The sequence below is a fragment of the Shewanella sp. MMG014 genome, assembly GCF_018100775.1.
Taxonomy (GTDB): Bacteria; Pseudomonadota; Gammaproteobacteria; order Enterobacterales; family Shewanellaceae; genus Shewanella; species Shewanella japonica.
Genome location: NZ_JAGJDZ010000004.1, coordinates 298,984 through 325,951, shown reverse-complemented (window position 1 = coordinate 325,951; position 26,968 = coordinate 298,984). Strand labels below are relative to the sequence as shown.

Here is a 26,968-nt window from a genome sequence, read left to right as displayed (position 1 = left end):
AATGATTTATCCTCGATGAATTTGTAACCGAATACGTTAGTAAAAATACTCATCAGAGAATAAGGATTAACATGATTAAGTTAAGATAAAAAAAGGTAATAATATCAATTAAATATTATTACCTTTTTAATATTATGGCTTTGCGCTCACGGCGGCACTATTGAGTAGTCAACTGCCTTTTAAATTGCTGATACACTTCATGTTGTGGATGTTCTAATTCCACAATCCTCGGGAACCGCTGTTCAATCGTTTGTAGATATCGTTCAGCTTGTTGCCAATCTTTATCTTTAACTAATTGTGTTAATGTTTCCAAAGCTTGCTCGACTGAGTCATGTTGCATTAAAGGTTGTGACTGCATTTTATCTATCTTGCTAAAACCTTGTGCTTCAGACAGTTTCATTTGACTTCGAGCGATACCTGAAGCGTGTTCCGTACTCACTTTCGGTGCTGCTTGTTGTTGAGTTAATGCTCGTATGGCTTGGGTCTCTTGCTGTGCTTCAGCCATCGTTTCAACATTCTGCTCAATACTTTGCCCACTTCCCTGCTCAATACGTTGACTTGAACTTGCAGGTTCATCAGCAAAAGTATTGGGCTCAGCACGCATCTTAGCTGGCGAAGGTGAAGTTTGATTAACCTCTGTCGCCATTGGAATGGCCTCTTCAATATCTGTCACAGCATGTTGATTAAACTCAGGATTGAGTAACATAACCGATGCTATGATCATCACTGATGCAGCACTTGATAATGGCAATTTATGCTTATGCCAAAAACTCACCTTAATCACATTGGAGTTGGAATTCTGCTGCGTTTTCTGTGTCGAACGCATTTTTGACTGAGCCAAAATTGCAGCATCAATCGCCGCAGAAGGCCGCTCTAAATTTTGTAGCTTATACAATGCAGAAATGTCTTGCTGCAACGCCGCAAAAGCTTCGTCAGTCATAGGTTCAGAGTCATTATTATCATGCTTACTCATGAGTCATTCCCTCCCACTTATTGGCGACACATTGTTTGATACTTTGATACGCATAGCGAATACGGCTTTTAGTGGCTTCAACAGTAACATTAGCAATATCACTGATGGCGTTAGCTGTTAAGCCTAACTCGATGTTCAACAGAAATGCTTCTTTTTGCACCGCTGGTAATTTAGCTACGCAGGCTTTAAGTAATTGCGCTTGATGCTGTTGCTCTAAAACTTCATCTGGTCGCCCATTGAATTGTTGATTACCAATGCTGGCATCAAACTCATCCATGCCCTGCTCACCTAATTCATCAAGCTTATCTAATGGTTTTACAGCACGGACATGATCGATTAATAAATTATGTGCAATACGGTATAACCAAGTAGTAAATTTAGCAGTAACTTGGTAATTATCAGCGGCATTAATCACTTTGCCCCAAGTATCTTGATATAAATCTTCTGCTAAGGTGTTATCGCTTATTTGGCGTACAAAGTAGCGATAAAGCGGCCCTTTATGTTTACTGTAAAGCGCTTCAAAAGCGTGAGCATCACCTTGCTGATAGTCCAACATTAATTGTTCATCGGATCTATCAACAGCTCTATTAGCTTGCTGATTTATTTCGTTATCTGTCACCACTGACTACCTTGGTTATAGGCTATTTTCGCATTAAACCAGTTTGCCCAGCGACGTAGGTAATGTCCACTTATTCACGGCATTGAGTCATAAAAAACCTCATTCAATCTTCAGTTAACTTGAAATTAATGATTTTGATTCTTTGTTTGCTTACCCTCTAATAACTCACCCTGTTTTGGTAGTAAAATGGGCTTTGGCATTGGATAAGGCGTGACCTGATTGCGAGGACGATATTGTTTACCTTGTTGCGACTTAGTTAGCTCATAAACCGACTTAACAAGCGCTAAAAACTCAATTTTATCGGTTGATGTGTTATCGCCCACAATTTGATTTAGTTCATTCACCGACTGGTTAGCAATATGCACTAATTCGTCATAATTAAACTGATGCACATAATGATTGTGATTAATAAGCTGACCCAGTCCAGCCACTGCAGCCGCAAATCGAAACTCAGGGCTAGCTTGTTCAAAGAACTTATGTTGCTGCGATATATCAATCGCGTATTCAGGTATTAACTGCTGTTTAGCTTTGGCTCTGGAATCCAAAATGACTAATTCGGCCATCGTTGTTGCGCTAAAACCTTGGTGAACACCACGATTACCAGCAGTATCACCCTCAATATTATTAACACCTACTGTCATGGTTTGCTCGTTATATCTAAGCTCATATAACGCAACAAACTGTTTAGCATCACTCAGTTTGATATGAGGTTGAACATGTTGTGCAGGCCCCTTTCTACTATTAACTCTGGTATTGGTTTCATAGCCAATTAAACGATACTCAGACACTAATCTAGGGTTAAACCTCACCAAAGTCTGTAGCCAATTAAAACCCAATTCGGCTTTTTCGCTGGCATTCGCGGTCAATTCAACATTCACAAGTAGTAGAAACGTGCTTTGATTGAATGGCGATGGCGCAATTTCTGTGGTCACTTTATAGTTTTTTGACAACTCGCCGCTGTTAGCTAATGTGTTGTCGAATCGATAATCGAAATGGTTAACTAATTGATGGCTACTAACTGCGTTTCGTAAAGGTAACTGGCCTTGAGCTATCAAGGATTGTAGCGCATCGTAATCAGTATCATTAAAGGAAAGTCGGTATTGCGACAGCGGCGTTTCCCCTGTCACCATATTGCCACCATGACCATCAATGCTCAGCTGCCCTTGATAAACCCCAGGTTTAACGGGCGGCATCGTCGGTTTTTTAGGAAGAATGATCGGATCAATTGGCTCTGCTTGAACGACATTAGGTTTGTTCGTGACCTCAGCTCGCACATGTAGAGTAAGATTAATTAACAACACCAATAGTAATGTCAGACCAACTAAAATAGACGGCCATAAACGCCCTTTATTGAAGTAATAGCCCTCCAATTTTTGACGTGATAACTTCGATGATGTTCCCATTTTTAGCCCCTTAACCGTTTTCACCTATAAGTAATAACGGATAACAAATCAAAAAGGGTTAAATTTTTTAAATATTATCAGTATTGCCACAACTCAAAAAAATAATAACGGTTATTACTGACTAAAAACACGTTCTAATTCAGGAATTAAAATGGCTTGTTCAGCCTCACCAAAAAAGTCAGCATGCATTTGAATAAAAGCTTCTTGAAAACTTTGTAGACCCATAATTCGGTCAATTTCAGCAATGACTTTTTTACCTTTTTCGCCTTGTGAACAAGCGATGTAGCCATAAATAGGCTGAGTCACATGGCGAATAGGAATAGATTGATAATCTAAACTCTGGTTATTGTCTCGTAAAAAGGCATCGACCACTTCACTGTACTCGATAATCCCCTTTACTCGCTCTGCTTTAAGCATTTTAATTAAACTGTTTGAAGAGCCCATCCCGCCACGAATATAGTATTGATGTGGGTTTCTTTTTATTTTCTCATCAATAAAGTCGCCATAAGCTCTATCTTTGACGACCCCAAGTTGACCATGTGTATCTGCAGGAAAATTCGCTAAATCAAACTCTTTGGGAAAGAGTTCCCGATGATGACTCATTACGATTAATCTAAGTGGAGGGTAAACACTGATAGGATATTTGGAAAAATGAGCGACACTTTCACGTTCTGCGGTTTTTATTTTATTAAACATGCAACTATTTTGCTGTTTAGATAACTCTAACCAACCACGAGTCATGCTGACTTGCTCTTGGTCAAATGAAAGCTGCTCATCACTAAACTCTGTTAATAATGCAATTGCTTCCATCTCTTCATTACCAGAAATAGACACTATCGTTTCATCAACTTCCGTTAACATAACGGCATGAGTTGCAGCTATAAGCTGCTGATTGAATGTAGTAAAAAAAAATACAGTGCAAAAAACTAGTCCCTTAGTCTTTAACCTTTCGAATGCCATAAAGTACCCTCGAGTTCAAAGCCTATGTCATTAACAGTAGAGTACCCTGTTAGCATTCGCAATCAGAAACTGAGTTTCAGCCGCAGAAAACACTGAAATGCAGCGAAAATAAAGCCAGCATGCTATTATCTAGCCCCTTTTTTATCGTCATGATTTTCATGGTGATAAGCCCTGTACCCTACGCAGGGAAAAGTAAGAAATAACCTAATAATATAAGTGTGTTAAGGAGTTATCATGCAAGCCCTTGTTGCCGTAGTAATGGGATCTAAGAGTGATTGGCCCACCATGGAAGCCGCCGCAGAAATAATGGATAAGCTTCAGGTGCCATATCATGTTGAAGTTGTCTCAGCGCACCGTACTCCTGACAAACTAATGGACTTTGCAAGCACTGCTGCCGATAAAGGTTATAAAGTGATTATTGGTGGCGCCGGTGGTGCTGCTCACTTACCTGGTATGATCGCTTCAAAAACCCGTTTACCCGTTCTTGGCGTGCCAGTACAAAGTAAGGCGCTTTCAGGAATGGATAGCTTACTGTCAATCGTTCAAATGCCTAAAGGTATTGCAGTGGGTACCTTGGCAATCGGCACAGCGGGTGCATTTAATGCTGGCTTACTTGCAAGTCAAATCCTTGCTGTAACGGACGCTGAACTCGCTGCTCGTCTTGATGCATTTAGAGATGATCAAACTAACACCATTCTTGAAAACCCAGATCCGAGGGAAGCTTAATAATGGCTCAGCAAAACCCTAAACAACATAATGTCTGGGTACTTGGCGATGGCCAACTCGGCGCCATGCTTTCCCATGCTGGTCAACCTTTAGCAATCAATGTCCAACCTGTGGACATCATGACGCCATCTAATGAGCGTTTACCGCTGAAAGATACTGATATTATCACTGCAGAGCGTGAGCAATGGCCAGAGTCATCCCTAAGCCTGCAATTAAGCGAACATCAGCATTTTATTAATGGCCCCGTTTTTGGGCGTTTGGCTGACCGCTTCACCCAAAAAAGCTTATTGGATGAACTATCGGTTCCGACATCGCCTTGGGAATTAGTTGATGACAATACTGATACCTCAAACTTGCATCAGCAATATGGTGATCGAGTATTACTTAAACGCCGCACTGGCGGTTATGACGGCAAAGGTCAGCATTGGTTAAAGCAAGCTGAAGGAACAGAAATACCCGCTGATTGGCGCAATGAAGCCATTGCAGAACAAGCAATCAATTTTGATGAAGAAGTATCAATTATTGGTGTAAGAACCCAAAGTGGTGAATGTGTTTTTTACCCATTAACCCTTAACTTACATCAAGATGGTATTTTAATGGCTTCTATTTCGCCATTAAGCCGATTAGACCACCTTCAACCACAAGCTGAAGCAATGTTAACCAGCGTCATGGATGCCCTCGATTACGTGGGAGTTATGGCGATGGAATGCTTCCGTGTCGGTGATGAACTACTGGTGAATGAGTTAGCACCACGAGTGCACAACTCAGGGCACTGGACACAGTCAGGCTGCCACATCAATCAGTTTGAATTACACCTGCGTGCATTGTGTGATTTACCGATCCACACCCCACAAGTTAACTATCAATGTGTGATGGTTAACTTAATTGGTGTGGATAAAGACGACCGCTGGCTAAGCTTACCGAATGCAGAGCTATTCTGGTACAACAAAGAAGTCAGAGTGGGCCGTAAAGTGGGTCACCTCAATTTATCAGCACACAATAAAGCGATGGTTGACGACAGTATTGCACTATTACAGCAATGGATGCCTGAGCAGTACCAAGCCCCTCTTGCTTGGATATTGGCTGAATTCGAGCGTTAAATTGTAGTGAGTCATGTTCGCTATAAAGCAAAAAAGGAGCCTAAGGCTCCTTTTTTATTTGCTACCTTTAAGCATGTTAAATACACACTCGGGTTAGTACTTGTTCAAGGTTTTCAGAGCTTGCCTTTTGTTGTTGTGCTCTTAATGAAATCGCTTCGAGATTTAATTGCACCTCATGGCTTAAACGTGAAATTTCAATCGCACGATTATTAATGCTTCCCGTTGAAGTTTGCTGACCTTGAATACTGTAAGTCATATTGCCAGCAACACTGTCTAATTGTTCAAAGACGTGTCCTATATCGCTAAAGGCTTGGGTCACACGCTGACATTGTTGTAGGCTTTCTTGGGTGACACGCTGACTTTCTCCGATGGCACTGACCGCATTTCCAGCTTTAGCTTGAAGCTCTAGCACAATAGATTGAATTTCAACTGTCGATTCTTGTGTTCGGTGCGCTAAGGCTCGCACTTCATCTGCTACAACAGCAAAGCCACGCCCTTGCTCACCCGCTCTAGCAGCCTCAATTGCAGCATTAAGGGCTAACAAGTTAGTTTGCTCGGCAATACTTTTAATGACTTCTAAAACGTTTCCAATCTTCTGGCTATCACTGTTCAGCAAATCTAAATCAGACACCATGCTCTCAATGCCATTAGCAAAGGTCGTCATTGAGCTTTGGTTATTTTGTGCATCACTTGTTCCTGATGCTAATAGCTCTTTAACTTGAACTGATGTCGACTTAAGCTCTTCAGCATTAGTAAATAATTCGTCCGCAGTGTGAACAATCTCAGTTAAAGAAGCACTTATTTGTTCATTCTCTTGTGTGCTTTGACTCATTGATGACTCAGCAGCTCCCATTTGAGAAGCAAGTTCATATGATCCTGAGCGAACATCATTAGCATCGGCTCGAATCTCATCAATAACAGCTTTCAAATCTTCAATGAAATCGCTTAATCCATTACTGATATTAGCAATTTGGTCATCTCCATTATCCTTTAATGGCTTATCGGGCGCAGTATGGGTACTGACCACTAACGCTAAATAATGGCTCAATACATTTAAGCGTTTTTGTACTTGCTGCTGGTAAACATATAACAAGGCAAACAACTGCGCAGTGCCTAAGCAAACAAGCAATATGACCAATTGGAATGTGGAGATTTGATCAGGAAGAAACAGTGAAACAACAATGGCGAGCAAGACAAACGACATGACGGGTAATAATAACCTCGTCTGCAATTTATTATTATCATTATGAGTTTGCATATAGGGTTCCGAAAACGAATAAATTATTTTAAACCTAAGTGGTTACAATTTTTATTATTGATAAATCGTAAGATGTTAAATCCTGTGCAACATTAAAGAATTAACACAATATCTACAATTGTTATCGGACATTGTCGCTGAAAGTTTAGATTTATTATTGTCAGTATTTTTATACAAATGACATAAAAAAGCCTCGCATTGGCGAGGCTTATGGTTCAAGGCGATGGATTACCCAAAGAATAAACGCCATAACCAAGAAGAATCTAAGTCTTCTTTACAAGTGTGATACTGTTGAGCATAGGTTTTTGAACGTGCATCGACGCGATTGGCGACAGGGCCTAGCCACGCTTTGGCTTTATAAGTTCCCCGTTTGTAACCGCCCCATCCTTCGTGATAATTCAAATATTGATTTTTTGCGTCCCACTTAGAAATACCATTGATTTTATTAGTTTTATAAATAAACCACCCCATAAAATCCATCGCATCATCAAAGTTACTTCGACTCGACCACGAATTACCTGTTTCACGCACGTAATCATCCCACGTCATCGTTTTTGCTTGAGCATAACCATAAGCATCACTGGCACGTCCAATTGGGATAAAACCAAGAAAGTATTCCATCGGCGGCGCAGCATTGTGCTTAAACGAGCTTTCTTGGTACATCATAGCGAGTGGAACATGCACTGGTACGCCCCATTTATCACGAGTATTGACAGCAGCTTTATACCAAGAGCGATTTTCTTGGAAAATAGAACACAGGTTGTCAGGCTCTTTTGGTGGAGGTGTGGCACAACCGGTAAGTTGTAATAATAAAATGGTGCCTAAAGCACGAAAAAACCACTTCATAAAAGCCCTTATAGCAAATGAAAACAACTGAATATGAAAATCCAAAGACGGGTAGATTCTCACATCAAAGTGACAGAGATGCAAACCGCTTTATCATAAAAAAGCTGACGATGTCGTTATGATAAAGCGACAAAATATCCCATGACTTAACTGACGATTAGACAGTGTCGCTTAGACGGTTATGGACTGTCACGGATTGATATCATCGCAATACATATAGGCTATTAACGATATTTTGAGGTCGCTAATTTTAAGAAGGCTAGTTTATGAGGCTAACTTTAAATCAGTTTGTTAAATGATTTTTCAGTGACTTTTTAAATAACTGCGTTGAAGAGATAAATGTAAAGCGATTAATTGAACATGAGGAGAATGAAAAATAGGTATGGGACGAAAAATGACTAAGCGTGATTCCTTGGTGTAATTATCGCTTGGGGAGCATTGAGTATTTACCCCATCTTATCGGTAAATACACATTCATAAGGCGCTTGCTTCCAAACCACTGGCTGCCAATAGTCGCTATTAAGCCCTGTATATGTTTTATCAACTTTAAGTTCAGCAGCTAAATGATAGCGCTGCTCACGTTCAACCACAATATCCAGCTTTTTGGTTTGTCTGGCTGCGAGTTTAACTTTCAATTCTGGCGACTCTATTAGCTCAGCTAATGTAAACGTGTGCTTACCTGCTGTCAGTTTATAATAAGGACGCGAAATAACAGCTTGGCCATCAAGATGTGTGACAACCACCCGATATAGGTTATCAGCAGTCGGTGGCGTAATGTAACTCGCAACCGAACCACACATAAACTCATCATCTGATGAACTTGCACACCCTTGAAGCAGTGCAAGCATCATCAATAATAAGGCCGTTATCTTCATTGGTTAACGGCAACTGCTGGCTGCGCTAAATCAGCAAAATAATCCGCTAAAAACTCATCAAAGCTCACTGCGGGTTGTGCTTCAATGTCTTGCTGCACTTTTAGAGACTCTTGCGCTTCAGCTTCATATTCAGCCAAAGTATTGGCTGATAACGGATAATTAGACAGGTACTCATGGTACTGTTTTGCAAGTTGTTTAACCCACACACCATGATCAATACCTTGATTCACTACATCTTCAAGTACACGACCAGATAGTGTTTTACTTGGGTCGTTAATCGCTTCTTGCCACTGTGATAATGCTTGTTGGTACTGATTTCCCTCACCATCAAGTAAAACAGCAAGTCGTGACATTGGCTCAAAAATATCACTTAACCATTCAGTTAACTTAACGTGTTGGCCCTTTCTACTTAAGGTTAAGTCAGGTTTACGACCTTCAAGTACAACAGCTTTTAAGTTAGCGGCTATTTCAGCCTCTCCTTCAACATCTGTTTTCTCGGATGAAAGTAATAAACAATAAAGCAAGAACAAATCAAGGAACTTAACCTGACTAGCATCAATACCAATAGGGCTGTATGGATTGACATCAAGGGCACGCACTTCGATATATTCTACACCTGCTCTAGCAAGCGCTTCAGATGGTTTTTCACCTGACTTAGCAACGCGTTTAGCCCGAATTGGCGAATAAAATTCATTTTCGATTTGTAAAACGTTGCTATTCAACTGGCGATATTCATTGCCAACCTTAACCCCGATTTTTGCAAAGCTTGCTGAAGGCATTCTAATTGCTTCGCCTACACCCGCTAGATACTCAGGTAGCGAGTTATAACTAATATCTAGCTGTTCCTGCTCTTTATTGGTGTAACCTAAATCACTCATACGCAATGACGTTGCGTAAGGTAAGTAAAGTGTCCCTTTACCTGTTTTCTTAAAATCAAAATCAACTGGCTGTTCTTTAATAAACGAACTACATAGTGCGGGTGAAGAGCCAAAGAAGTATGGCAATACCCATACCAAACGGCGATAGTTGCGGATCATGCCAAAGTAAGATTCTGAAATAAAATCTTGTCTAGAAAGCTGTTTATCACTTTTCTCATACAAAGCATCCCACAGTTTTTCTGACACTGAAAAATTAAAGTGAACCCCAGCAATAATCTGCATTAAAGGTCCATATCTATGAGTTAGCCCTTGACGATAAAGGGTTTTCATTTTGCCATTATTTGAACTGCCGTAACGGGCGATCGGAATATCTTTCTCATCGCCAACATAACAAGGCATGCTGACAGGCCAGAGTGTTTGGCCATTCATATTTTTAACACTGTAGGCATGAGTTTGAGTTAAGCCATCTAATAAAGTGTCAATATTAGAATTAACTGGAGTGATGAACTCTAAAAGAGACTCACTGTAATCTGTGGTAATACGAGAGTGAGTTAAGGCTGAACCTAACTTTTCTGGGTGACCGTCTTTTGCTAATTGACCAGAGTCATCGATTCTTAAAGCTTCACGTTCAATGCCCCTTAACATACCGAGCAGTGATTCACGACCTTGGTCGTTGGAAAGGTAATCGATTATTTCATTGAATGAGTTCAATTTGCTGTTCTCTTATTGTAACCCGAATTAATAACTCGAATTAATCACTCGAATTAGTCAGCCGCATCGGTTCATATTGCGACTTACAATCTGCTAGACCTGCTATTAAACGATATTATTTCCAACAATGCATAATAAAATCTGCTTCATTGAATAAATTTACGTTCAATCGTCTTAAAATAAAAAACGGTAACATCATTATTGTCACCGTTATGTGGTCTTTCATCATATCAGACCCTATAAAACCTATATAGGGTCTATATTTTTAAAAACAATAGCGAAACCTATTTAATCTCTTTTATAGGATAGCCTAAAGCTTCAAGTTTAGGTGAAATCACCGTTTTATCGCCAACAATGACCATAATCATACTCGATAAATCTAACTGCGCTTTAGCTAACTGGTTAAGTTCATCTTTACTGATTGTCGCCACAATATCAGCCTGTTGCTCAGTAAAGTCATCTGCCAATTGGTAACGCTGTATCATGCGCATAAAGCCCGCTTTTTGATATGGGGTTTCATACTCAAGCGCTTTGCCTTGAGAAATAGAACTGCGCATGAAAGCTAACTCTTTATCCGTCATACCTTCAGCTTGAAAACGTTTTATTTCATTCACAAACTCAGTCACTGACTCAGCCGTTACATCTGTTCGAACACTGGCAGTTGCTTCAAAACGACCGATAACATCATTACCATTAAAGCCAGTTCTTGCCCCGTAGGTATAGCCTTTATCTTCACGTAGATTCAGGTTTATACGACTATTAAATGCTCCACCTAATGGGTAATTCATTAAGAAAGATTTAAAATACTCCCCTGTCGCATCGTAAGGTAATGCTCGCTTACCGATCTTAATCACTGACTGAGCTGCACCGGGTTTATCAATAACGTAAATAGTGCCACCAGCAAGTGTTGGGAATGTTGGTAACGCTTCAGCTTTATTTGCACTGCCTTGCCATTTCTCCAATACCGAAAGTTCAGACATCACCTGTTGTTGAGGTAAATCAGACACTAACACCACCTGCGCATTACCTGCTTTATATTGGGTTTGATAGAACTGCTTTACGTCATCTAATGTCAATGCAGACACTGTCGCTACACTGCCTGAGGCTTGTACGCTAAAGTGAGTATCTTCGCCAAAAAGTAATCCTGAAAATGCTCTACGAGCTAGATAGTTTGGATCTGATTCTTGGTGTTGTAACCCTTGTATTTCCTGTTGTTTTAGACGCTCAAAATCAGCCTCAACAAAACCTGGCGAAAATAACTTTTCTTGTAAAATTGCCAACGTTGGTGTCAGATTTTCAGTCAAACTCGATACTTGAATGTAGCTCTGAGTAGAGGTTGCTCCAAATGAAATACTACTGCCTAGCATTTCAAGTGCGCCTGCTAATTCTTCTGTTGTTCGTTTTTGACTCGACTCATTTAACATTGAAGCCGTTAAAGAGGCGACACCTGCTTTTTCAATTTCAGGTAACCGATTACCGCCATCAAGATAAATTAATAACTCTACCGTTGGGGTTTCATGGTTTTCTGTTCCCATGACCTCGATGCCATTTGCTAGTGATGCATTCCATAGCTTTGGTACTTTAAGCACGGGCGCAGCGCCTGCCTTCGGCATCACGGTGCGATCAAAGCTTGAAGTGATTTGACGAACATTCTCTGTTCCTGTTACCGCTACATCGGCCACTGATTGCGTTACCGGAGTGAAGTTATCCTCTTTAGCGATAAGCTGTTTAGCCCCTTCAGGAACCACACTCATTACGACCATTGGTTTATCTTTGATATAGGTTTTAAAAACCCGCATCACATCTTCTTTGGTAACACTGGCATAACGAGCTAAATCACTGGCGACCATATTAGGGTTATCAAAAAAGGTTTGATTGTAAGCCAGTGTAGAAACTTTGCCTTTCACACTTTGCATGCCGTAAATGGTATCGGCTTCAAATTGCACTTTTACTTTTTGTAGATCGTCATCGGTCACACCACGCTGCTCAAACTCGGCAATCGAGTCATTAATTTTTTGTTCTAATTTAGCAAGGTCGGTACCTGATGCAGGATTTGCCAACGCATATAGAGTCAAACGACACGATAACTCTTGGCAAGGATGACCGACTGATGCCTGCACAGCAAAGCCATCTTTAACCAGATTTTTGTATAACAGCGATGTTTTACCGCCGCCTAAAATATTGGCCAATAAATCTAATGCAGCTTCATCTTCATGACGGGCATAAACTGTCGGAAAACCCATATAAATCAGAGGTAGATGCACCTTATCTTCCATCGAAATATATCGGGTTTCATCGAGAGTAACAGGGGTTTTAGGATCAGCTTTAACTTCAGGGCCACGGGCTAACTCACCAAAGTACTTATTAACCATGGCAAGCGTTTGCATTTCATCAAAATCTCCACCAATAGTTAACGTAGCATTGTTAGGCCCATACCAACGTTTAAAGAAGTTACGAACATCATCAACCGTTGCACGTTCTAGATCTTCTGGCCAGCCAATCACAGGCCATGAGTAAGGGTGTCCCTCAGGAAACATGGCTTGATTAAAGCGTTCATTCAAACGGCCATATGGTTGGTTGTCGATACGTTGAGCACGTTCGTTTTTCACCGTTTCACGCTGAACTTCAAATTTTTCACTGGTCAATGCTGGCAACAAAAAGCCCATTCGGTCTGACTCTAGCCACAACATTTTTTCGAGTTGGTTACTTGGCACGGTTTCAAAGTAATTTGTTCTATCGGTATTAGTCGTTCCGTTAAGCGTACCGCCAGCTTCTGTGACGACTTTAAAGTGTTGCTCATCTCCAACATGCTGGGAGCCCTGGAACATCATGTGTTCGAATAAATGAGCAAAACCACTGCGGCCTTCTACTTCACGAGCAGACCCCACATGGTAAGTAACATCAACATGAACAAGAGGATCTGAATTGTCCTGATGCAAAATAACTGTCAGTCCATTCTCTAACAAATATTTTTTATAAGGGATACTCACCGCGTCAGATACACCAACGGTTTCGATTAAAGTCACGCCTTGAGGCAAACTGGAGGACGTTTTTACGTCATGTGCGCAGCCACTTATGGCAATAGAGATCGCCGCTGCTAAGATCCATTTCTTCACTTAAACTTCCTTTAAAAAATTAATAGCATAATAGTATGGGCTTACGACCCTGCTTTATTCAGATAGTTTCCAATAGTAGTGGAAATTGCGCTATGGCTTGCAAAAATACAAACTAAAGTGATTGAAAGTTATATATTAATATTCAATATGATGGATACCCTACCTCGTAGGGTCATTATTACCACGCCAACATAAATGCTGCCACAATTAAAGAGTAACGAATCGTTTTACCGATGAGTATCATGATAGTCGATGGGACAATAGGTAACTTTAGCCATCCTGCGATTAAACATAAAATATCGCCGATTAATGGCAGCCAAGATAACAATAACGCCCAATAGCCATATTTTTCGATTAATTTTAGTCCATGTTGGTATTTTTTAGAGGCAAAGTCCTCTGGCGTCTTCGCAAAGCGGCCTAAATAGCCTAAATAATAACTGGTGATTGCCCCTAACGAATTACCAATACTGGCCACAACAAGCAATGCAAACCACGTTTGTGGGGCTTCATTCAATAAAGCGACAAGTAAAACTTCTGAGCCTCCTGGTAACAAAGTTGCTGCTAGAAAGGCCCCGCTAAACATTAACCATAACGCTGTCATTTACTTTACCTGATGATATTTATAGAGTTTTAATCACTTTGAAGTCACACCTTACCAAGGGTTAGCAAGTTGTTGAAATTTAAAGTACATTTAACAAGTCTCAAAAATGGTATAAGTTATATCAAAAACGGTTTGTCCCGTTATGATTGACTCAATACAATTCGAAAATTGCTCCACCGAGAACTGTAGATAAGCAATATTAAAATAAGCTGAACCTTAATGATGTGAACCATCGTATTGCTTACGCAGCGTAACTTCCGCAATGACTATTCAATAGCCTTTGTGTAATTGTGTTTGGTTATTGAAATAATAATCCCCTTGCTGAAAACAACGGCAAGTATAATAAATAGTTGGAAATTTAATGATTTTTCAAACCTTGAAACGTATTCCTTTTTGGCAAAAAGTCCTCGCAGGTTTTGCTTTTGGTATCATGGCGGGTGTTGCTTTAGGCGAAAGCGCCGTAATGCTGAAACCACTCGGTGACTTGTTTATCAGTGCCATTAAAATGTTGGTCGCACCCTTAGTTTTCTGCGCCATTGTCGTTAGTATTACTTCTTTAGGTTCTCAAGCAAACCTTAAACGTCTTAGCTTTAAGACCTTAGGCCTGTTTATGCTAACAGGCACGGCTGCATCATTCATAGGTCTTGCCATTGGTAGTTCTTTTGATATGGGCGGCAGTATTGAGCTGGCGACAACGGAAGTGAGAGACCGTGATATTCCAGGGTTTGCTCAAGTCTTATTAAATATGATCCCAGTTAATCCTTTTGCCTCATTAGCAGAAGGAAAAGTACTGCAAATTATCGTATTTGCTGCATTAGTGGGTATCGCTATTAATGCTGTTGGCGAAAAAGCTGCACCACTTAAAAATACCATTTCAGCTGGCGCAGAAGTCATGTTTGAACTCACTCGTATGGTATTAAAACTCACCCCAATAGGTGTATTTGGTTTAATGGCTTGGGTTGTGGGTGAGTACGGTTTATCAACCTTATTGCCATTAGGTAAGTTCATTATCGCAATTTATGTCGCAGCGCTCATCCACATCATTTTTGTCTATGGTGGCTTAATTAAGTTTGTCGCTAAACTGAGCCCGATACAATTTTTCCGCAAAGCCATGCCTGCACAGTTAGTCGCATTCAGTACTGCATCTAGCTTTGGTACATTACCAGCAAGTACTAAATGTACTGAATCAATGGGCGTATCTAAACGCTATAGTGCTTTTGTTTTACCTCTTGGCGCAACCATGAATATGGACGGTTGTGGCGGTATTTACCCTGCTATTGCGGCAATCTTCATTGCCCAAATTTATGGTATCCCATTAGAAATGAGCGATTACATGCTCATCGCTGTTACAGCAACAGTAGCGTCAGTTGGTACTGCAGGTGTACCTGGTAGTGCAATGGTTATGCTAACCGTTACCTTAGGTGTTGTTGGTTTACCGCTTGAAGGAATCGCATTTATTGCGGCAATTGACCGTGTAATTGACATGATCCGTACAGCAACGAACGTCACTGGCGATATGATGACAGCGGTTGTGGTTGGTAAAAGTGAAGGTCAATTTGATGAAGCGCAGTTTAATTCAAATGAAAAAATCATTGAGCAAACAGCATAGCTAATGACGTAATTAAGGATTTGGTTAAAGATTCAGTTAATTTGCTACCAAACCTACAAAACGGCAGATGAATTGTTCATCTGCCGTTTTCATTTTATAGCCCAACCTATTTAAAACTGGGGACTGACATTAGGCTAAAACTTTGCGTTAAACCATACCCACGCTTTGTCAGTATCCACTTTACCTGCTGCAACATCACCAGCTGAATAAGCCGCATATTTAACGCCAACGGTATAGTGGTCGTATAATGGCATACTAAAGACGGCGTTGATTTCTGAGCCTAAATCGTCCACCGCTGCACTTGATTCATCCGCATCAAACTCGTGATAAGCCACAGCCCATTTACCACCAATCACACTACCACCAATAGATGCATACAAGTCAGCCAAGCCTTCTTTAGGTGTTGTTAAGAATTGGTCGGTCCAACCATTAAAGCCATGTAGTGTTGCAAGTGGAGTCGAGAAACCATAATCGCCACCATCTGAACCTAACAACTCGTAGCCTACTTTGAAGGTAACCACTGAAAAACCAACGCCCCCCTCAAGACTCATATAATCTGCAGAATAAGATTGCCCTGCTGTATCTGAATCCTGAGTGGCATATTCCGCTGTATAAAGTAACTTAATATCACCAATATCAGCTTTACCGGTAAAGCGAAGACCATAAGTGTCTAGACCGTTTTCAATATTAGTATCTTCTTCTAATAGGTAGCCATAGGCGCTTAACGTACCAAAACCCGTTTTTAATTGAGCATTGATTAAATTATCTTTTGAATCAATATCTTTTGCTTCTGCAAAAATACGATTTCGCTGAGTAATATAACCATAATCAATTTGGAACATATCATTGAACTTATATTCAAGCATGACGCCATCAAACGTCTGTCTATCTTGACGCCAACCCACATGTCCCACAAAACGCTGATTATCAAAGGTGATCACTTGTCGACCCCCTTTCACACTAAAACCTTCGTATTGGTATTTTAAAAATAGCTGATCAAGTTCTGTGGTTTCAGGATCGGCAATCACAGAATAATCAGGATTGTTTCCTAAAGTATCGTTATAGTCATCAACACCCGCTACGACACGTGAATCTTCGAACTCGACTAACGAACTAAAACCATAGTAATCAGCTGTGGCGTAAGTTAATCGGGTACGTAACGTAAAGGCATCTGCATCTTTTAATGCGTTATCTTGCTCTACCATTTCATAACGCAGATTCAAATCGACTTTCACTTTCCCTTCAGTCACAGCTTCTGCAATCGTCGTTGCTTCTGCAGCATGTACTTGGCCCATCAATGCCAAAGATGCTGGAGCAATGATGGTTAACGCTGATTTTGCTAACCTTTTATTGATAAAACTCGCAAGTTGATTCTTTCTCATCATATTTCCCTTGTTGTAATTAAATCTTGTCCATCAGAGTAATCTTAGCCAACATTAGCAGTTTCATCGTTACTAATTGATGAATTGCTAATATTAATGGTCTCAACTTTTCGTTGCTTCTCGTATAAGAACTTCAATACTTCAGCACGTAGACGGTTATATTCTTTGTCTTCTGCCAGTGCTAACCGCTCTCTTGGTCTTGGTAAATTCACGTCTAAAATTTCACCAACCGTCGCTGCTGGGCCGTTGGTCATCATGACAATTTTGTCGGATAGTAATACGGCTTCATCCACATCATGCGTAATCATAATAACGGTGTTATTCAGCTCGTTTTGAATTTCCATTAGCGAGTCCTGCATGTGCGCACGCGTTAGTGCATCTAATGCGCCAAACGGTTCATCCATTAACAAGACTTCGGGTTCCATTGCCAATGCTCTTGCAATACCGACTCGTTGCTTCATACCGCCTGAAATTTCGCTAGGAAGCTTATGCATTGCATGTTCCATGTGTACCAGCTTTAAGTTGTATTCAATCCAGTCCTTAATTTCAGCTTTGGATTTTTTATTCTTAAATACTTGTTTAACTGCTAGCTCGACATTTTGATATGACGTAAGCCATGGCAGTAATGAGTGGTTTTGAAACACAACGGCTCGCTCAGGCCCAGGCTCAGTTACTTCTGCGCTGTTTAAAATCACTCCACCTTGTGTGGCTTGATAAAGACCCGCTACGATATTTAGTACAGTTGATTTACCACAGCCCGAATGACCAATGAGCGATACAAACTCACCTTTATTGATCTTCAGGTTCACTTCTTTAAGCGCTTTAAATGGACCATTAGGGGTAGGAAAATCCATATCGATATTACTGATATCTAAAAATACACTCATAATATTTACTCCTTGCGTCCCAAATTAACGGGCTTTGTCCCATGAGAACCAAGCTTGTAGTGCAAGCATTGCTCTATCTAGTAAGAAACCAATAAACCCAATCACAATAACGGCTGCCATAATGCGAGATAACGACTCTGAACTTCCGTTTTGGAACTCATCCCAAACAAATTTGCCAAGGCCTGGGTTTTGCGCCAACATCTCTGCTGCAATTAACACCATCCAAGCCACACCGAGTGATAAACGCATCCCCGTGAAAATTAACGGTATTGATGCTGGTAATACGATTTTCTGCACATGAGTAAAGGCTGATAACCTCAATACTCGACTGACATTTAATAAATCAGTATCAATAGATGCGACTCCGATTGAGGTGTTAATGATCATTGGCCACAAACTACATAAAGTGACTGTGAGTAACGAATTGATAAACGATTTCGATAACATAGGATCTGGAGATACATAAAGTGCGCTCACCACCATAGTAACCAGTGGTAACCAAGCCAATGGCGAGACGGGTTTAAACAGCTGCACAATAGGGTTTATTGCCGCATTTAAATTTTTGCTCAGCCCCATCCAAATACCTAATGGAATGGCGATAATCGCGGCTAATAAAAAACCTGACATCACGGTAATCAAACTCGTACCAATCTGATCAACAAAGGTTTCTTTACCTGTATAAGCTCGTGTCTTTGGCACATAAGTTGGATCTTTTGCCACGCGGGCTTCATTACGCACTTTTTGACGCTCATAGAAAGCTGCCGCTTTTTCTCGTTCAGCCACATGTTCTTGGTAAAGCGAGTCGAACTGAGCTACAACAGCCACTGGCCCCGGAAACTTACCCAACGAAGTGTTGATGTTATTTGCGCTGATAGACCATAAGACTAAGAACACGGTTAAGCCAATAATGGGTAACAGTAACGTTTTACTCATTTGACCTAGTTTCGAAAGCAACACGTTGGCAGATGACTTATCCATAGGAAGCCTCTGGGTAATTTTTGCAATGGTTGACATAGCTCTATCCTCACTTCGATAGCTGTAAATTACAGCTTATCGCCTTGTTTTAGACCAATGCTGAACTTATTGATGTAAGCATTAGGCGCGCTCCCGTCATACACGATATCGTCAATAAAGTGCTGCTGAGGTTTTTTAAAGCCAGTTTCAGTTGCAAAGTCTGGGAAATGTTTTGCATCAATGGTTTTGTCATCAATTAAGGATTGAGCAGCTTTAGCATAGATATCTGGGCGATAAACTTTCGCAGCAACATCTTTGTACCAATCATCAGGTTTATCTTCAGAGATCTGCCCCCAGCGACGCATTTGCGTTAAATACCAAATCGCATCTGAGTAATATGGGTAAGTTGCGTTATAACGGAAGAACACATTGAAGTCTGGAACCGCTCGCTTATCGCCTTTTTCATATTCAAATGTGCCGGTCATACTATTAGCAATGACATCGTAATCAGCACCAACATAATTAGATTGCGATAAGATTTTTACAGCTGCTGGACGATTGGCATTGTTATTATCATCTAACCACTTAGCCGCCTTAATCAGGGCGCGAGTTAAACGAATCGTCGTGTTAGGGTATTTTTCAGCAAATTCAGCCGTGATCCCAAAAACCTTCTCTGGGTTGTCTTTCCAAATTTCATAGTCGGTAACAACCGGCACTCCAATGCCTTTAAATACGGCTTGCTGATTCCATGGTTCACCCACGCAGTATCCGTAAATAGTGCCAGCTTCAAGCGTTGATGGCATTTGTGGCGGAGGGGTTACAGAAAGAAATGCTTGCGCATCTAATTGACCCGAAGTGTCACCTTTATGAGGCGCATAGTATCCTGGGTGAATACCGCCAGCAGCTAACCAATAACGTAGTTCGTAGTTATGGGTTGATACAGGAAATACCATGCCCATTTTGAACGGTTTACCAGCTTCAGTGTATTCCTCGACAACAGGTTTCAGCGCATCAGCTTTAATTGGATGAACAGGTTTGCCATCGCTATTTTTAGCGATGTTAGGTTTCATTTTTTTCCAAATATCATTGGATACCGTAATGGCATTACCGTTTAAATCCATCGAAAAAGGCGTAATAATATGCGCTTTAGTACCATAACCAATAGTGGCAGCTATTGGCTGCCCTGCCAGCATATGCGCGCCATCTAAGCGACCATCAATAACACCGTCTAATAACACCTTCCAGTTAGCTTGGGCTTCAATCGTGACGTATAGGCCTTCTTCTTCAAAGTAACCATTCTCGTAAGCGATAGCGATAGGCGCCATATCAGTTAATTTGATAAAACCAAAAGTCAGTTCTTCCTTTTCTGGAAATCCGACCTCAGCCATGGCTGGCAATACGGCAGAAAAAGACATCACCAGTAATGTCTGTTTAAGTGCTTTTTTCCAATTCATCTTTAAATCCTTGTTAAGTGTTAAATAGGTAAAACAAAAAAGGCGCTAACTACCCCCTAAGGAATAATCAAGCGCCTTTGCTTAAATTAATTTACGACTAAAAAATGATTAATTTTCACGTTTAAGACCAAAAACAATCAAAAACGGATAAATAAAATACAATTATAATCAGCCAATATGTGACCATTACTATTCAGCTAACGTGCCAACTTAGTAACACACTGTTTTAAATGCAAATTTTAAAATAACCTATCAACATACCTATAAAGGGTAGTGCTAATTTAGTGCAAGATAAATAAAATCGCACCTAAATGGGTATAAAATACGAGTCGTTTTTTGGATTGAACAACAATGGAGCAATGCAAGCCTTAATATTGGATTAGGCTGATAAATCGACGTCCCTTAAGCCTTGCTAATCGAGTAAGAAAGAAAATAAAGAAAGGCTTATGAGTGATGAGTTAAATGCTAAGTGAAAAGAGCGAGAGAGTGAGAAAACTAAAACCCTGATACAGACACGTAATAGATGGCACTATCTTCTGTTTATACCGATGAGCTAGCGATGAACTCAGGCTTAATATGACTAATGTGTTAGCAAAAAAAAACCACTGCTTAGCAGTGGCTTTAATATAATTTACAACAAACAGAGTTAACGCAAGGTATTAACCTAGAACAGCCAACAATACACCAGCAGCAACAGCGCTACCCAGTACACCCGCGACGTTTGGTCCCATAGCATGCATCAATAAGAAGTTTTGTTGGTTTGACTCTAAACCAACCTTATTCACAACACGTGCGGCCATAGGTACAGCAGATACACCAGCTGCACCAATCAATGGGTTAATCTTACCACCTGAGACTTTAGACATCAGTTTAGCCATCAACACACCAGCAGCTGTGCCGATACTAAATGCGACAGCTCCTAAGACTAAAATACCTAAGGTTTCGATACGTAGAAACTCTTCAGCCTGCAATTTAGAGCCCACTGCTAAACCAAGGAAAATAGTGACAATGTTAATTAATTCGTTTTGAGCAGTGCTTGATAATCTATCTACCACGCCACATTCACGCATTAAGTTACCTAGACAGAACATCCCTACTAAAGGCGTTGCTGCTGGTAAGAATAAAATGGTCATTCCCACTACCATCAATGGGAAAATAATTTTCTCTTTTTTACTGACTTCACGCAGCTGTTCCATCTTAATGGTGCGTTCAGATTCGTTAGTCAATAAACGCATGATTGGTGGTTGAATTAACGGTACTAACGCCATGTACGAGTACGCAGCAACTGCAATAGCCCCCAATAAATCTGGGGCTAGTTTAGAGGCTAAGAAAATGGCTGTTGGGCCATCGGCGCCACCAATAATCGCAATAGCCGCAGCATCTTGCATAGTAAACTCAAACCCAGGCACTAAATTTAATGCAATTGCACCAAGCAAGGTCGCAAAAATACCAAACTGCGCCGCAGCACCTAATAGTAAGGTTTTCGGATTAGCAATCAGCGCTCCAAAGTCAGTTAACGCCCCCACGCCCATGAAAATCAGTAATGGGAATATGCCTGTTTCAATACCAACATAGTAGGCATACCAAAGTAGACCGCCTTCGTCGGTAAACCCCGCATTAGGAATATTCGCCAAGATAGCACCGAAACCAATCGGCACTAACAAAAGTGGCTCGAAGCCTTTAGCAATGGCGAGATATAATAATGCCCCGCCAATTGCCATCATAAATAGTTGATCAGGTGCGAAGTTAGCAATACCTGTCTCAGACCAAAAGGCCATTAATCCTTCCATGCTATCTCCTACCTCTTACGCTAGTGCCAGTAATGGTGCGCCAACTGCAACTGCATCGCCCTGTTTAACCGCGATATTTCTGATCACACCTGTCGTTTCTGCTCGAACTTCGGTTTCCATCTTCATTGCTTCAAGGATTAATACCACATCACCCTCATTAACATGGTCGCCATCATTCACCATCACTTTGAAAATATTGCCTGACAGCGGTGCGTTCATCGTGACTTTAATTTCATTACTCGCCGGCGTTAATGGTGCAAGCGGAGCTGGCGCTTGAGAACCAGCCGTTGATGAAGTGGGTACAATTTGGCTAATATCTCCACCTTCACTGACTTCCACCACAAAATTTTGCCCTTGGACATTAACGGTATAGGTTTCAGGCCCTTTGTCTTTTTTATCAGCAACAACCGCAATATCATCAGCACTTGGAATAGGCTCAAATGCGTCCGGATTACCACGGTTAGTTAAGAACTGTAATCCAATTTGATTAAATAACGCATACGTCATCACATCATCATCAGTTTCTGCCGCTAAAGTAATATTGTCTTTCTTCGCAATATCAGCCAACTCTTGGCGTAACTTATCTAGCTCTGGTGCAATAAGATCGGCAGGACGACATGTAATGGCCTCACCACCGTCTAGCACTCTAGCCTGAAGTTCAGCGTTAACTGGTGCAGGTGTTGCACCATACTCACCTTTTAATACGCCTTCAGTTTCTTTAGCTAGGGTTTTATATCGCTCACCCATTAGGACATTAATTACTGATTGAGTACCTACAATCTGTGACGTTGGCGTCACCAAAGGTAAGAAACCAAGATCTTCACGTACACGAGGGATCTCTTCTAATACAGCATCCATTTTGTCTGCAGCGCCCTGCTCTTTGAGCTGGTTTTCCATGTTGGTTAACATGCCACCTGGCACTTGTGCACGTAAAATGCGTGAATCAATACCTTTAAGCGCACCTTCAAAACGAGCATACTTTTTACGAACTTCTCTAAAGTAAGCTGCAATTTCTTCTAACAGCGCCATGTCATAGCCAGTTGAGCGGCCATTATCTTCAGCCATTGCGACTAAGGTCTCTGTCGCTGAGTGTCCATATGTTTGGCTCATTGACGAAATGGCGGTATCAAGTACATCAATACCCGCTTCAATTGCTTTTTGATAAGTTGCAGTGCTTAAACCCGTTGTAGCATGACAATGCATAGACACTGTTAAATCCGTTTGAGATTTAAGTCTGCTAATCAGGTCAAATGCTTCCATTGGTTTGAGTAGACCTGCCATGTCTTTTATACACAATGACTCACAACCCATGTCTTCAAGGTTTTTAGCCATATCAACCCAAGTATCAACGGTATGAACTGGGCTAGTTGTAAACGAAATAGTCCCTTGAGCATGACCACCAACCTGTTTCACCGCTTTAACAGCCGTTTCTAAGTTACGAACATCATTCATTGCATCAAACACACGGAACACGTCAACACCGTTAGTATGCGCACGCTCCACAAAGCGAGTTACTACATCATCAGCATAATGGCGATACCCCAAAAGGTTTTGACCACGTAACAACATTTGCTGCGGCGTATTTGGCATGACCTTTTTAAGTTCTCGGATACGATCCCACGGATCTTCTCCTAAATAACGAATGCATGAATCGAAGGTCGCGCCTCCCCATGATTCAAGTGACCAATAACCGATTTTATCCAGTAAAGGAGCGATAGGTAACATATCGTCTAAACGTAGGCGTGTTGCCAAAATAGACTGATGGGCGTCTCGTAATACTACATCTGTTAACGCTAAAGGCTTGCTCATAATTACTCCTAAACTATTAATCTTTGGCACGATACTGATGAATAGCAGAAGTGATTGCTGCTACTAACTTAGGGTCAAGTGTCGCTGCTGATGCAGGTGCTTGCGCTATTGGCGCCGACGCTGCTGCAACTTGATTCTCTGACTTGGTTAATCTGGCGACGATAGTGATACCGACGATTAACAAGCTTAAAAAAATAAAGACTAAGCTCATCCCCATTATCATCACGCCTAAGGCGTTAAATAATTGCTCAGATATTGAAGTCATACATCCTCTCTTGTCTTAGTGTTCAATCAGTCATTGCACACAGGATCCGTTCTGATTACATACGCCAATAATGAAGTCATATATGCAATTAACTCACGCACCAAAAGTAGGCATTCATTAATTCACAAACGGCATTCAGAATAAATATTCAGTCTATCTTAACTAATTTATGATTATAAAAAAGCTAATCAACCAGCTAATTTAGTTATATCAAATTCTTCACTGACGAAAAATATAACTAATCTATAACAATTTATCCAACACTTTGTAAATTGGTCAGACCAAAAATAATAAAATTAAAAGGGTATAGGTGATAATTCGATAATTAAAATGAGACTTTTATGAGAATAATTTAATTTTGATGGGTTTATGAAGAAAATGACAAGATTATGACGACTTCTAACTAAAAAGTGATATCAAGATAAAGAACAACCAATCGCCCTAAAGAAGTGCAGATGAAGTAAAAAGCATAAATATGTCAATTTTATCGTGATTAATTGACTATTTATTACAATCGAGCAGTTACATGGTAAATCATGCTCCTTAGTGTGCCTGTTGCCAATAGATCAACGCTGATGATCCATGTTAAGAGTGATTTCACCTAAAAGAGTACCAATATAGATAAAGCGTTTGTTGAGTTGCAAAAAAGATCCCCCTTATCCGCAGACTCTATATAGAGCTCAAACGCATGCTAACCAACATCAAGCGAATTAAAAGCTGTTAACACGTATAGAACGGCTGAAAATATAAACAGCATTAAAACGACGCTGGCGGCCTAGAAAGGAAGGTAATTGAATTTAACACTGTGAAAGCTTTGTTCTATTACGCAAAATGAAAATAGAAAAGTGACACTTAAATTGAGCAGTGACGAACCAGCAATAAAAAATGCCCTGTAGCAAGCTACAGGGCATTCTCTAATAATGGTGCGCGTGGGAGGATTCGAACCTCCGACCGCCTGGTTCGTAGCCAGGTACTCTATCCAGCTGAGCTACACGCGCAAATCTTTTATATCGCTCGGTTAACACGAGCTTGCTCATTGCTAATGAGCTTAGTTGCATGGTTTAGATTATGCAAATAATGGCGGAGAGGGAGGGATTCGAACCCTCGATGGGAGTTAAAGCCCATACTCCCTTAGCAGGGGAGCGCCTTCGGCCACTCGGCCACCTCTCCGAACAATAATGGTGCGCGTGGGAGGATTCGAACCTCCGACCGCCTGGTTCGTAGCCAGGTACTCTATCCAGCTGAGCTACACGCGCAAAATTTGGTACAAAAGCAAATAATATCAATGGTGCGCGTGGGAGGATTCGAACCTCCGACCGCCTGGTTCGTAGCCAGGTACTCTATCCAGCTGAGCTACACGCGCATCGTATTGATATTGCTTTTTTAAATAGTAATGGTGCGCGTGGGAGGATTCGAACCTCCGACCGCCTGGTTCGTAGCCAGGTACTCTATCCAGCTGAGCTACACGCGCATCGTTTACTATTTTTAAGAAATGGCGGAGAGGGAGGGATTCGAACCCTCGATGGGAGTTAAAGCCCATACTCCCTTAGCAGGGGAGCGCCTTCGGCCACTCGGCCACCTCTCCGTTTTCTTGGGCGGTATATTACTGTTTGAAGAAAATAAGTCAAACCCTTTTTCAGAAACTATATTCATTTGAACTGTTTTTAATCACATTGCCGACATATGCCACAATATTTATCAATTCTTTTACCCGATTTTTGTTTTTATAGATAAAAACAATAAACCATCATTTTTGTAGCCATCATCGTCATTCATTAAAATGAAGTAGATAAACCTGCCCATAAACTAAAAATCAACTTATTTGATAATAATTGTGTGCATAATGATTAGAGCAAATAAATGAAGATCGAAATAATTAGAGGGTTAGAACAACACTCAAGTCGTCAACGACTCAAAGATAAAAAAGAAGCATCACAGCAATGATGATTAAAAACGTTTAAAAATGATTAAAGCAACAGCGATAGCTTCCATTGTTCCAGCATTATTTACCATCCAAAAACAATAAAGCCAGCTTTCGCTGGCCTTATTCGTATAGCTAACAATTCTGATTTATCAGAAATTGCCCCCTTCTGGGGTCGTATTGCCAGATTTTTCTGACTGGATACGTTGGTAAATTTCTTCACGATGAACTGATACTTCTTTAGGTGCGTTTACACCGATACGTACCTGATTACCTTTTACGCCAAGCACAGTAACTGTAACTTCATCACCTATCATTAATGTTTCGCCTACACGGCGAGTCAAAATCAGCATTCGATTGCTCCTTTAGTCCAATCAGCATACACCAGCTTCTATCCGTAATATGCGCGTTTTAATATAGTTAGCTTAATACAAATCATTAGTAACGACACTAAATCAATAAAATTTTTAAGCTTTTTACTGTAAAAAATCAAAAAATAAAGAAATTCGGTATTTTTAAAGTCCGATTGTTTCAAGCTGTTAACATTTGACGTTCATTCTTTAGACAAAGCTAAAACAGAACCTTCAAAACAATTTGTCGCTTTCATAACCAAATAAGCATAAAAAACTATACTTACATGATTTTCAGTGCGTTAAATCTGTTTTTATTCAAAAATGTGGTTTCGTAATACCGCTGTCATTATTACGTTTCTACTATGCCAAACCTTGAACAATCACTCAAGCCATAAAGCAACTAACAATCACTGGTAAATCAATCACATTTTTACCCGCTACCAATATTAGATGCTTTATGTTCATTGCTCTATGAGAG

Annotated in this window: 21 protein-coding genes and 6 tRNA genes; 3 read left to right on the top strand and 24 right to left on the bottom strand. The window is 40.7% G+C overall.

The window, feature by feature from the left end:
• Positions 1-157 precede the first annotated feature (157 nt).
• From J8L86_RS08940 to J8L86_RS08925, 4 genes are all read right to left on the bottom strand, one after another.
• Positions 158-973 carry a hypothetical protein gene (locus J8L86_RS08940; protein ID WP_211029934.1) on the bottom strand — a complete coding sequence of 272 codons (816 nt, stop codon included), beginning with the start codon at positions 971-973 and terminating at the stop codon, positions 158-160.
• Entirely contained in the window at positions 966-1,529 is a 564-nt protein-coding gene (locus tag J8L86_RS08935) for a sigma-70 family RNA polymerase sigma factor (protein WP_065108770.1), read from the bottom strand. The genes J8L86_RS08940 and J8L86_RS08935 overlap by 8 nt, the downstream gene beginning before the upstream one ends.
• A gap of 188 nt (positions 1,530-1,717) precedes the next feature.
• Positions 1,718-2,995, bottom strand: coding sequence for a von Willebrand factor type A domain-containing protein (locus J8L86_RS08930; protein ID WP_211029932.1), 1,278 nt, complete (start codon positions 2,993-2,995; stop codon positions 1,718-1,720).
• A 114-nt stretch (positions 2,996-3,109) separates the two neighbouring features.
• Positions 3,110-3,955: a hypothetical protein gene (locus tag J8L86_RS08925; RefSeq protein WP_065108610.1), complete on the bottom strand. Its 846-nt coding sequence runs from the start codon at positions 3,953-3,955 to the stop codon at positions 3,110-3,112.
• Positions 3,956-4,189: 234 nt separating this feature from the next.
• Between J8L86_RS08925 and purE the strand changes: the two genes are divergently transcribed.
• Positions 4,190-4,681, top strand: a complete 492-nt coding sequence (gene purE / locus J8L86_RS08920; RefSeq protein ID WP_055025709.1) for a 5-(carboxyamino)imidazole ribonucleotide mutase — start codon at positions 4,190-4,192, stop codon at positions 4,679-4,681.
• Between the two features lie 2 nt (positions 4,682-4,683).
• Positions 4,684-5,781, top strand: coding sequence for a 5-(carboxyamino)imidazole ribonucleotide synthase (gene purK, locus J8L86_RS08915; RefSeq protein WP_055025710.1), 1,098 nt, complete (start codon positions 4,684-4,686; stop codon positions 5,779-5,781).
• Positions 5,782-5,857: 76 nt separating this feature from the next.
• On the opposite strand, the gene J8L86_RS08910 is transcribed toward purK, so the two are convergent.
• The 6 genes from J8L86_RS08910 to J8L86_RS08885 form a co-directional block, all read right to left on the bottom strand.
• The gene (locus tag J8L86_RS08910; protein WP_065108611.1) at positions 5,858-7,039 is read right to left on the bottom strand and encodes a methyl-accepting chemotaxis protein; all 1,182 of its coding nucleotides are present in this window, start codon (positions 7,037-7,039) and stop codon (positions 5,858-5,860) included.
• Between the two features lie 228 nt (positions 7,040-7,267).
• Positions 7,268-7,885: a hypothetical protein gene (locus tag J8L86_RS08905; protein WP_055025712.1), complete on the bottom strand. Its 618-nt coding sequence runs from the start codon at positions 7,883-7,885 to the stop codon at positions 7,268-7,270.
• Positions 7,886-8,331: 446 nt separating this feature from the next.
• Positions 8,332-8,760 carry a hypothetical protein gene (locus tag J8L86_RS08900; protein WP_211029930.1) on the bottom strand — a complete coding sequence of 143 codons (429 nt, stop codon included), beginning with the start codon at positions 8,758-8,760 and terminating at the stop codon, positions 8,332-8,334.
• A complete protein-coding gene (gene gshA / locus J8L86_RS08895; RefSeq protein ID WP_211029928.1) occupies positions 8,757-10,349 on the bottom strand; it encodes a glutamate--cysteine ligase in 1,593 nt (530 codons plus the stop codon). The genes J8L86_RS08900 and gshA overlap by 4 nt, the downstream gene beginning before the upstream one ends.
• A 284-nt stretch (positions 10,350-10,633) precedes the next feature.
• The gene (locus J8L86_RS08890; RefSeq protein WP_211029926.1) at positions 10,634-13,465 is read right to left on the bottom strand and encodes a pitrilysin family protein; all 2,832 of its coding nucleotides are present in this window, start codon (positions 13,463-13,465) and stop codon (positions 10,634-10,636) included.
• A gap of 178 nt (positions 13,466-13,643) precedes the next feature.
• Positions 13,644-14,066 (bottom strand): YqaA family protein, encoded by a 423-nt coding sequence (locus J8L86_RS08885; RefSeq protein WP_065108614.1) that lies wholly within the window; start codon positions 14,064-14,066, stop codon positions 13,644-13,646.
• A 361-nt stretch (positions 14,067-14,427) separates the two neighbouring features.
• On the opposite strand from J8L86_RS08885, the gene J8L86_RS08880 reads away from it, so the two are divergent.
• Entirely contained in the window at positions 14,428-15,675 is a 1,248-nt protein-coding gene (locus J8L86_RS08880) for a dicarboxylate/amino acid:cation symporter (RefSeq protein WP_211029924.1), read from the top strand.
• 134 nt (positions 15,676-15,809) lie between these two features.
• Here J8L86_RS08880 and J8L86_RS08875 read toward each other — a convergent pair whose 3' ends face one another.
• From J8L86_RS08875 to csrA, 14 genes are all read right to left on the bottom strand, one after another.
• Complete coding sequence (locus J8L86_RS08875; RefSeq protein ID WP_174567624.1) at positions 15,810-16,970, bottom strand: alginate export family protein; 1,161 nt, start codon at positions 16,968-16,970, stop codon at positions 15,810-15,812.
• A 131-nt stretch (positions 16,971-17,101) separates the two neighbouring features.
• A complete protein-coding gene (locus tag J8L86_RS08870) occupies positions 17,102-17,944 on the bottom strand; it encodes an ABC transporter ATP-binding protein (protein ID WP_055025718.1) in 843 nt (280 codons plus the stop codon).
• Positions 17,945-17,968: 24 nt separating this feature from the next.
• Positions 17,969-18,922: an ABC transporter permease gene (locus J8L86_RS08865; RefSeq protein WP_156669122.1), complete on the bottom strand. Its 954-nt coding sequence runs from the start codon at positions 18,920-18,922 to the stop codon at positions 17,969-17,971.
• A gap of 65 nt (positions 18,923-18,987) precedes the next feature.
• Positions 18,988-20,313, bottom strand: a complete 1,326-nt coding sequence (locus tag J8L86_RS08860; RefSeq protein WP_225442280.1) for a CmpA/NrtA family ABC transporter substrate-binding protein — start codon at positions 20,311-20,313, stop codon at positions 18,988-18,990.
• A gap of 698 nt (positions 20,314-21,011) precedes the next feature.
• Entirely contained in the window at positions 21,012-22,142 is a 1,131-nt protein-coding gene (locus J8L86_RS08855) for a sodium ion-translocating decarboxylase subunit beta (RefSeq protein WP_055025721.1), read from the bottom strand.
• 15 nt (positions 22,143-22,157) lie between these two features.
• On the bottom strand, positions 22,158-23,951 hold the full coding sequence (gene oadA / locus J8L86_RS08850; RefSeq protein ID WP_211029922.1) for a sodium-extruding oxaloacetate decarboxylase subunit alpha: 1,794 nt from the start codon (positions 23,949-23,951) through the stop codon (positions 22,158-22,160).
• 16 nt (positions 23,952-23,967) lie between these two features.
• Positions 23,968-24,216, bottom strand: coding sequence for an OadG family transporter subunit (locus J8L86_RS08845; protein ID WP_065108618.1), 249 nt, complete (start codon positions 24,214-24,216; stop codon positions 23,968-23,970).
• A 921-nt stretch (positions 24,217-25,137) separates the two neighbouring features.
• A tRNA-Arg gene (locus J8L86_RS08840) sits at positions 25,138-25,214 on the bottom strand.
• A gap of 80 nt (positions 25,215-25,294) precedes the next feature.
• Positions 25,295-25,386: transfer RNA gene (locus J8L86_RS08835), tRNA-Ser, on the bottom strand.
• Positions 25,387-25,395: 9 nt separating this feature from the next.
• Positions 25,396-25,472: transfer RNA gene (locus tag J8L86_RS08830), tRNA-Arg, on the bottom strand.
• A 30-nt stretch (positions 25,473-25,502) separates the two neighbouring features.
• Positions 25,503-25,579: transfer RNA gene (locus J8L86_RS08825), tRNA-Arg, on the bottom strand.
• Between the two features lie 31 nt (positions 25,580-25,610).
• A tRNA-Arg gene (locus J8L86_RS08820) sits at positions 25,611-25,687 on the bottom strand.
• Positions 25,688-25,709: 22 nt separating this feature from the next.
• Positions 25,710-25,801 (bottom strand) — tRNA-Ser (locus tag J8L86_RS08815).
• A gap of 488 nt (positions 25,802-26,289) precedes the next feature.
• Entirely contained in the window at positions 26,290-26,490 is a 201-nt protein-coding gene (gene csrA, locus J8L86_RS08810) for a carbon storage regulator CsrA (protein ID WP_055023781.1), read from the bottom strand.
• Positions 26,491-26,968: the final 478 nt, after the last annotated feature.

Bases quoted from the DNA above. Each gene is read 5' to 3' on its own strand.
- J8L86_RS08910 (WP_065108611.1), bottom strand. From the start codon at position 7,039: ATGCAAACTCATAATGATAATAATAAATTGCAGACGAGGTTATTATTA.
- J8L86_RS08900 (WP_211029930.1), bottom strand. From the start codon at position 8,760: ATGAAGATAACGGCCTTATTATTGATGATGCTTGCACTGCTTCAAGGG.
- J8L86_RS08885 (WP_065108614.1), bottom strand. From the start codon at position 14,066: ATGACAGCGTTATGGTTAATGTTTAGCGGGGCCTTTCTAGCAGCAACT.
- J8L86_RS08930 (WP_211029932.1), bottom strand. From the start codon at position 2,995: ATGGGAACATCATCGAAGTTATCACGTCAAAAATTGGAGGGCTATTAC.
- J8L86_RS08865 (WP_156669122.1), bottom strand. From the start codon at position 18,922: ATGGATAAGTCATCTGCCAACGTGTTGCTTTCGAAACTAGGTCAAATG.
- oadA (WP_211029922.1), bottom strand. From the start codon at position 23,951: ATGAGCAAGCCTTTAGCGTTAACAGATGTAGTATTACGAGACGCCCAT.
- J8L86_RS08880 (WP_211029924.1), top strand. From the start codon at position 14,428: ATGATTTTTCAAACCTTGAAACGTATTCCTTTTTGGCAAAAAGTCCTC.
- J8L86_RS08855 (WP_055025721.1), bottom strand. From the start codon at position 22,142: ATGGAAGGATTAATGGCCTTTTGGTCTGAGACAGGTATTGCTAACTTC.
- J8L86_RS08870 (WP_055025718.1), bottom strand. From the start codon at position 17,944: ATGAGTGTATTTTTAGATATCAGTAATATCGATATGGATTTTCCTACC.
- J8L86_RS08875 (WP_174567624.1), bottom strand. From the start codon at position 16,970: ATGGGCCAAGTACATGCTGCAGAAGCAACGACGATTGCAGAAGCTGTG.
- csrA (WP_055023781.1), bottom strand. From the start codon at position 26,490: ATGCTGATTTTGACTCGCCGTGTAGGCGAAACATTAATGATAGGTGAT.
- purE (WP_055025709.1), top strand. From the start codon at position 4,190: ATGCAAGCCCTTGTTGCCGTAGTAATGGGATCTAAGAGTGATTGGCCC.
- purK (WP_055025710.1), top strand. From the start codon at position 4,684: ATGGCTCAGCAAAACCCTAAACAACATAATGTCTGGGTACTTGGCGAT.
- J8L86_RS08925 (WP_065108610.1), bottom strand. From the start codon at position 3,955: ATGGCATTCGAAAGGTTAAAGACTAAGGGACTAGTTTTTTGCACTGTA.
- J8L86_RS08860 (WP_225442280.1), bottom strand. From the start codon at position 20,313: ATGTCTTTTTCTGCCGTATTGCCAGCCATGGCTGAGGTCGGATTTCCA.
- J8L86_RS08905 (WP_055025712.1), bottom strand. From the start codon at position 7,885: ATGAAGTGGTTTTTTCGTGCTTTAGGCACCATTTTATTATTACAACTT.
- J8L86_RS08940 (WP_211029934.1), bottom strand. From the start codon at position 973: ATGAGTAAGCATGATAATAATGACTCTGAACCTATGACTGACGAAGCT.
- J8L86_RS08845 (WP_065108618.1), bottom strand. From the start codon at position 24,216: ATGACTTCAATATCTGAGCAATTATTTAACGCCTTAGGCGTGATGATA.
- J8L86_RS08935 (WP_065108770.1), bottom strand. From the start codon at position 1,529: ATGTTGGACTATCAGCAAGGTGATGCTCACGCTTTTGAAGCGCTTTAC.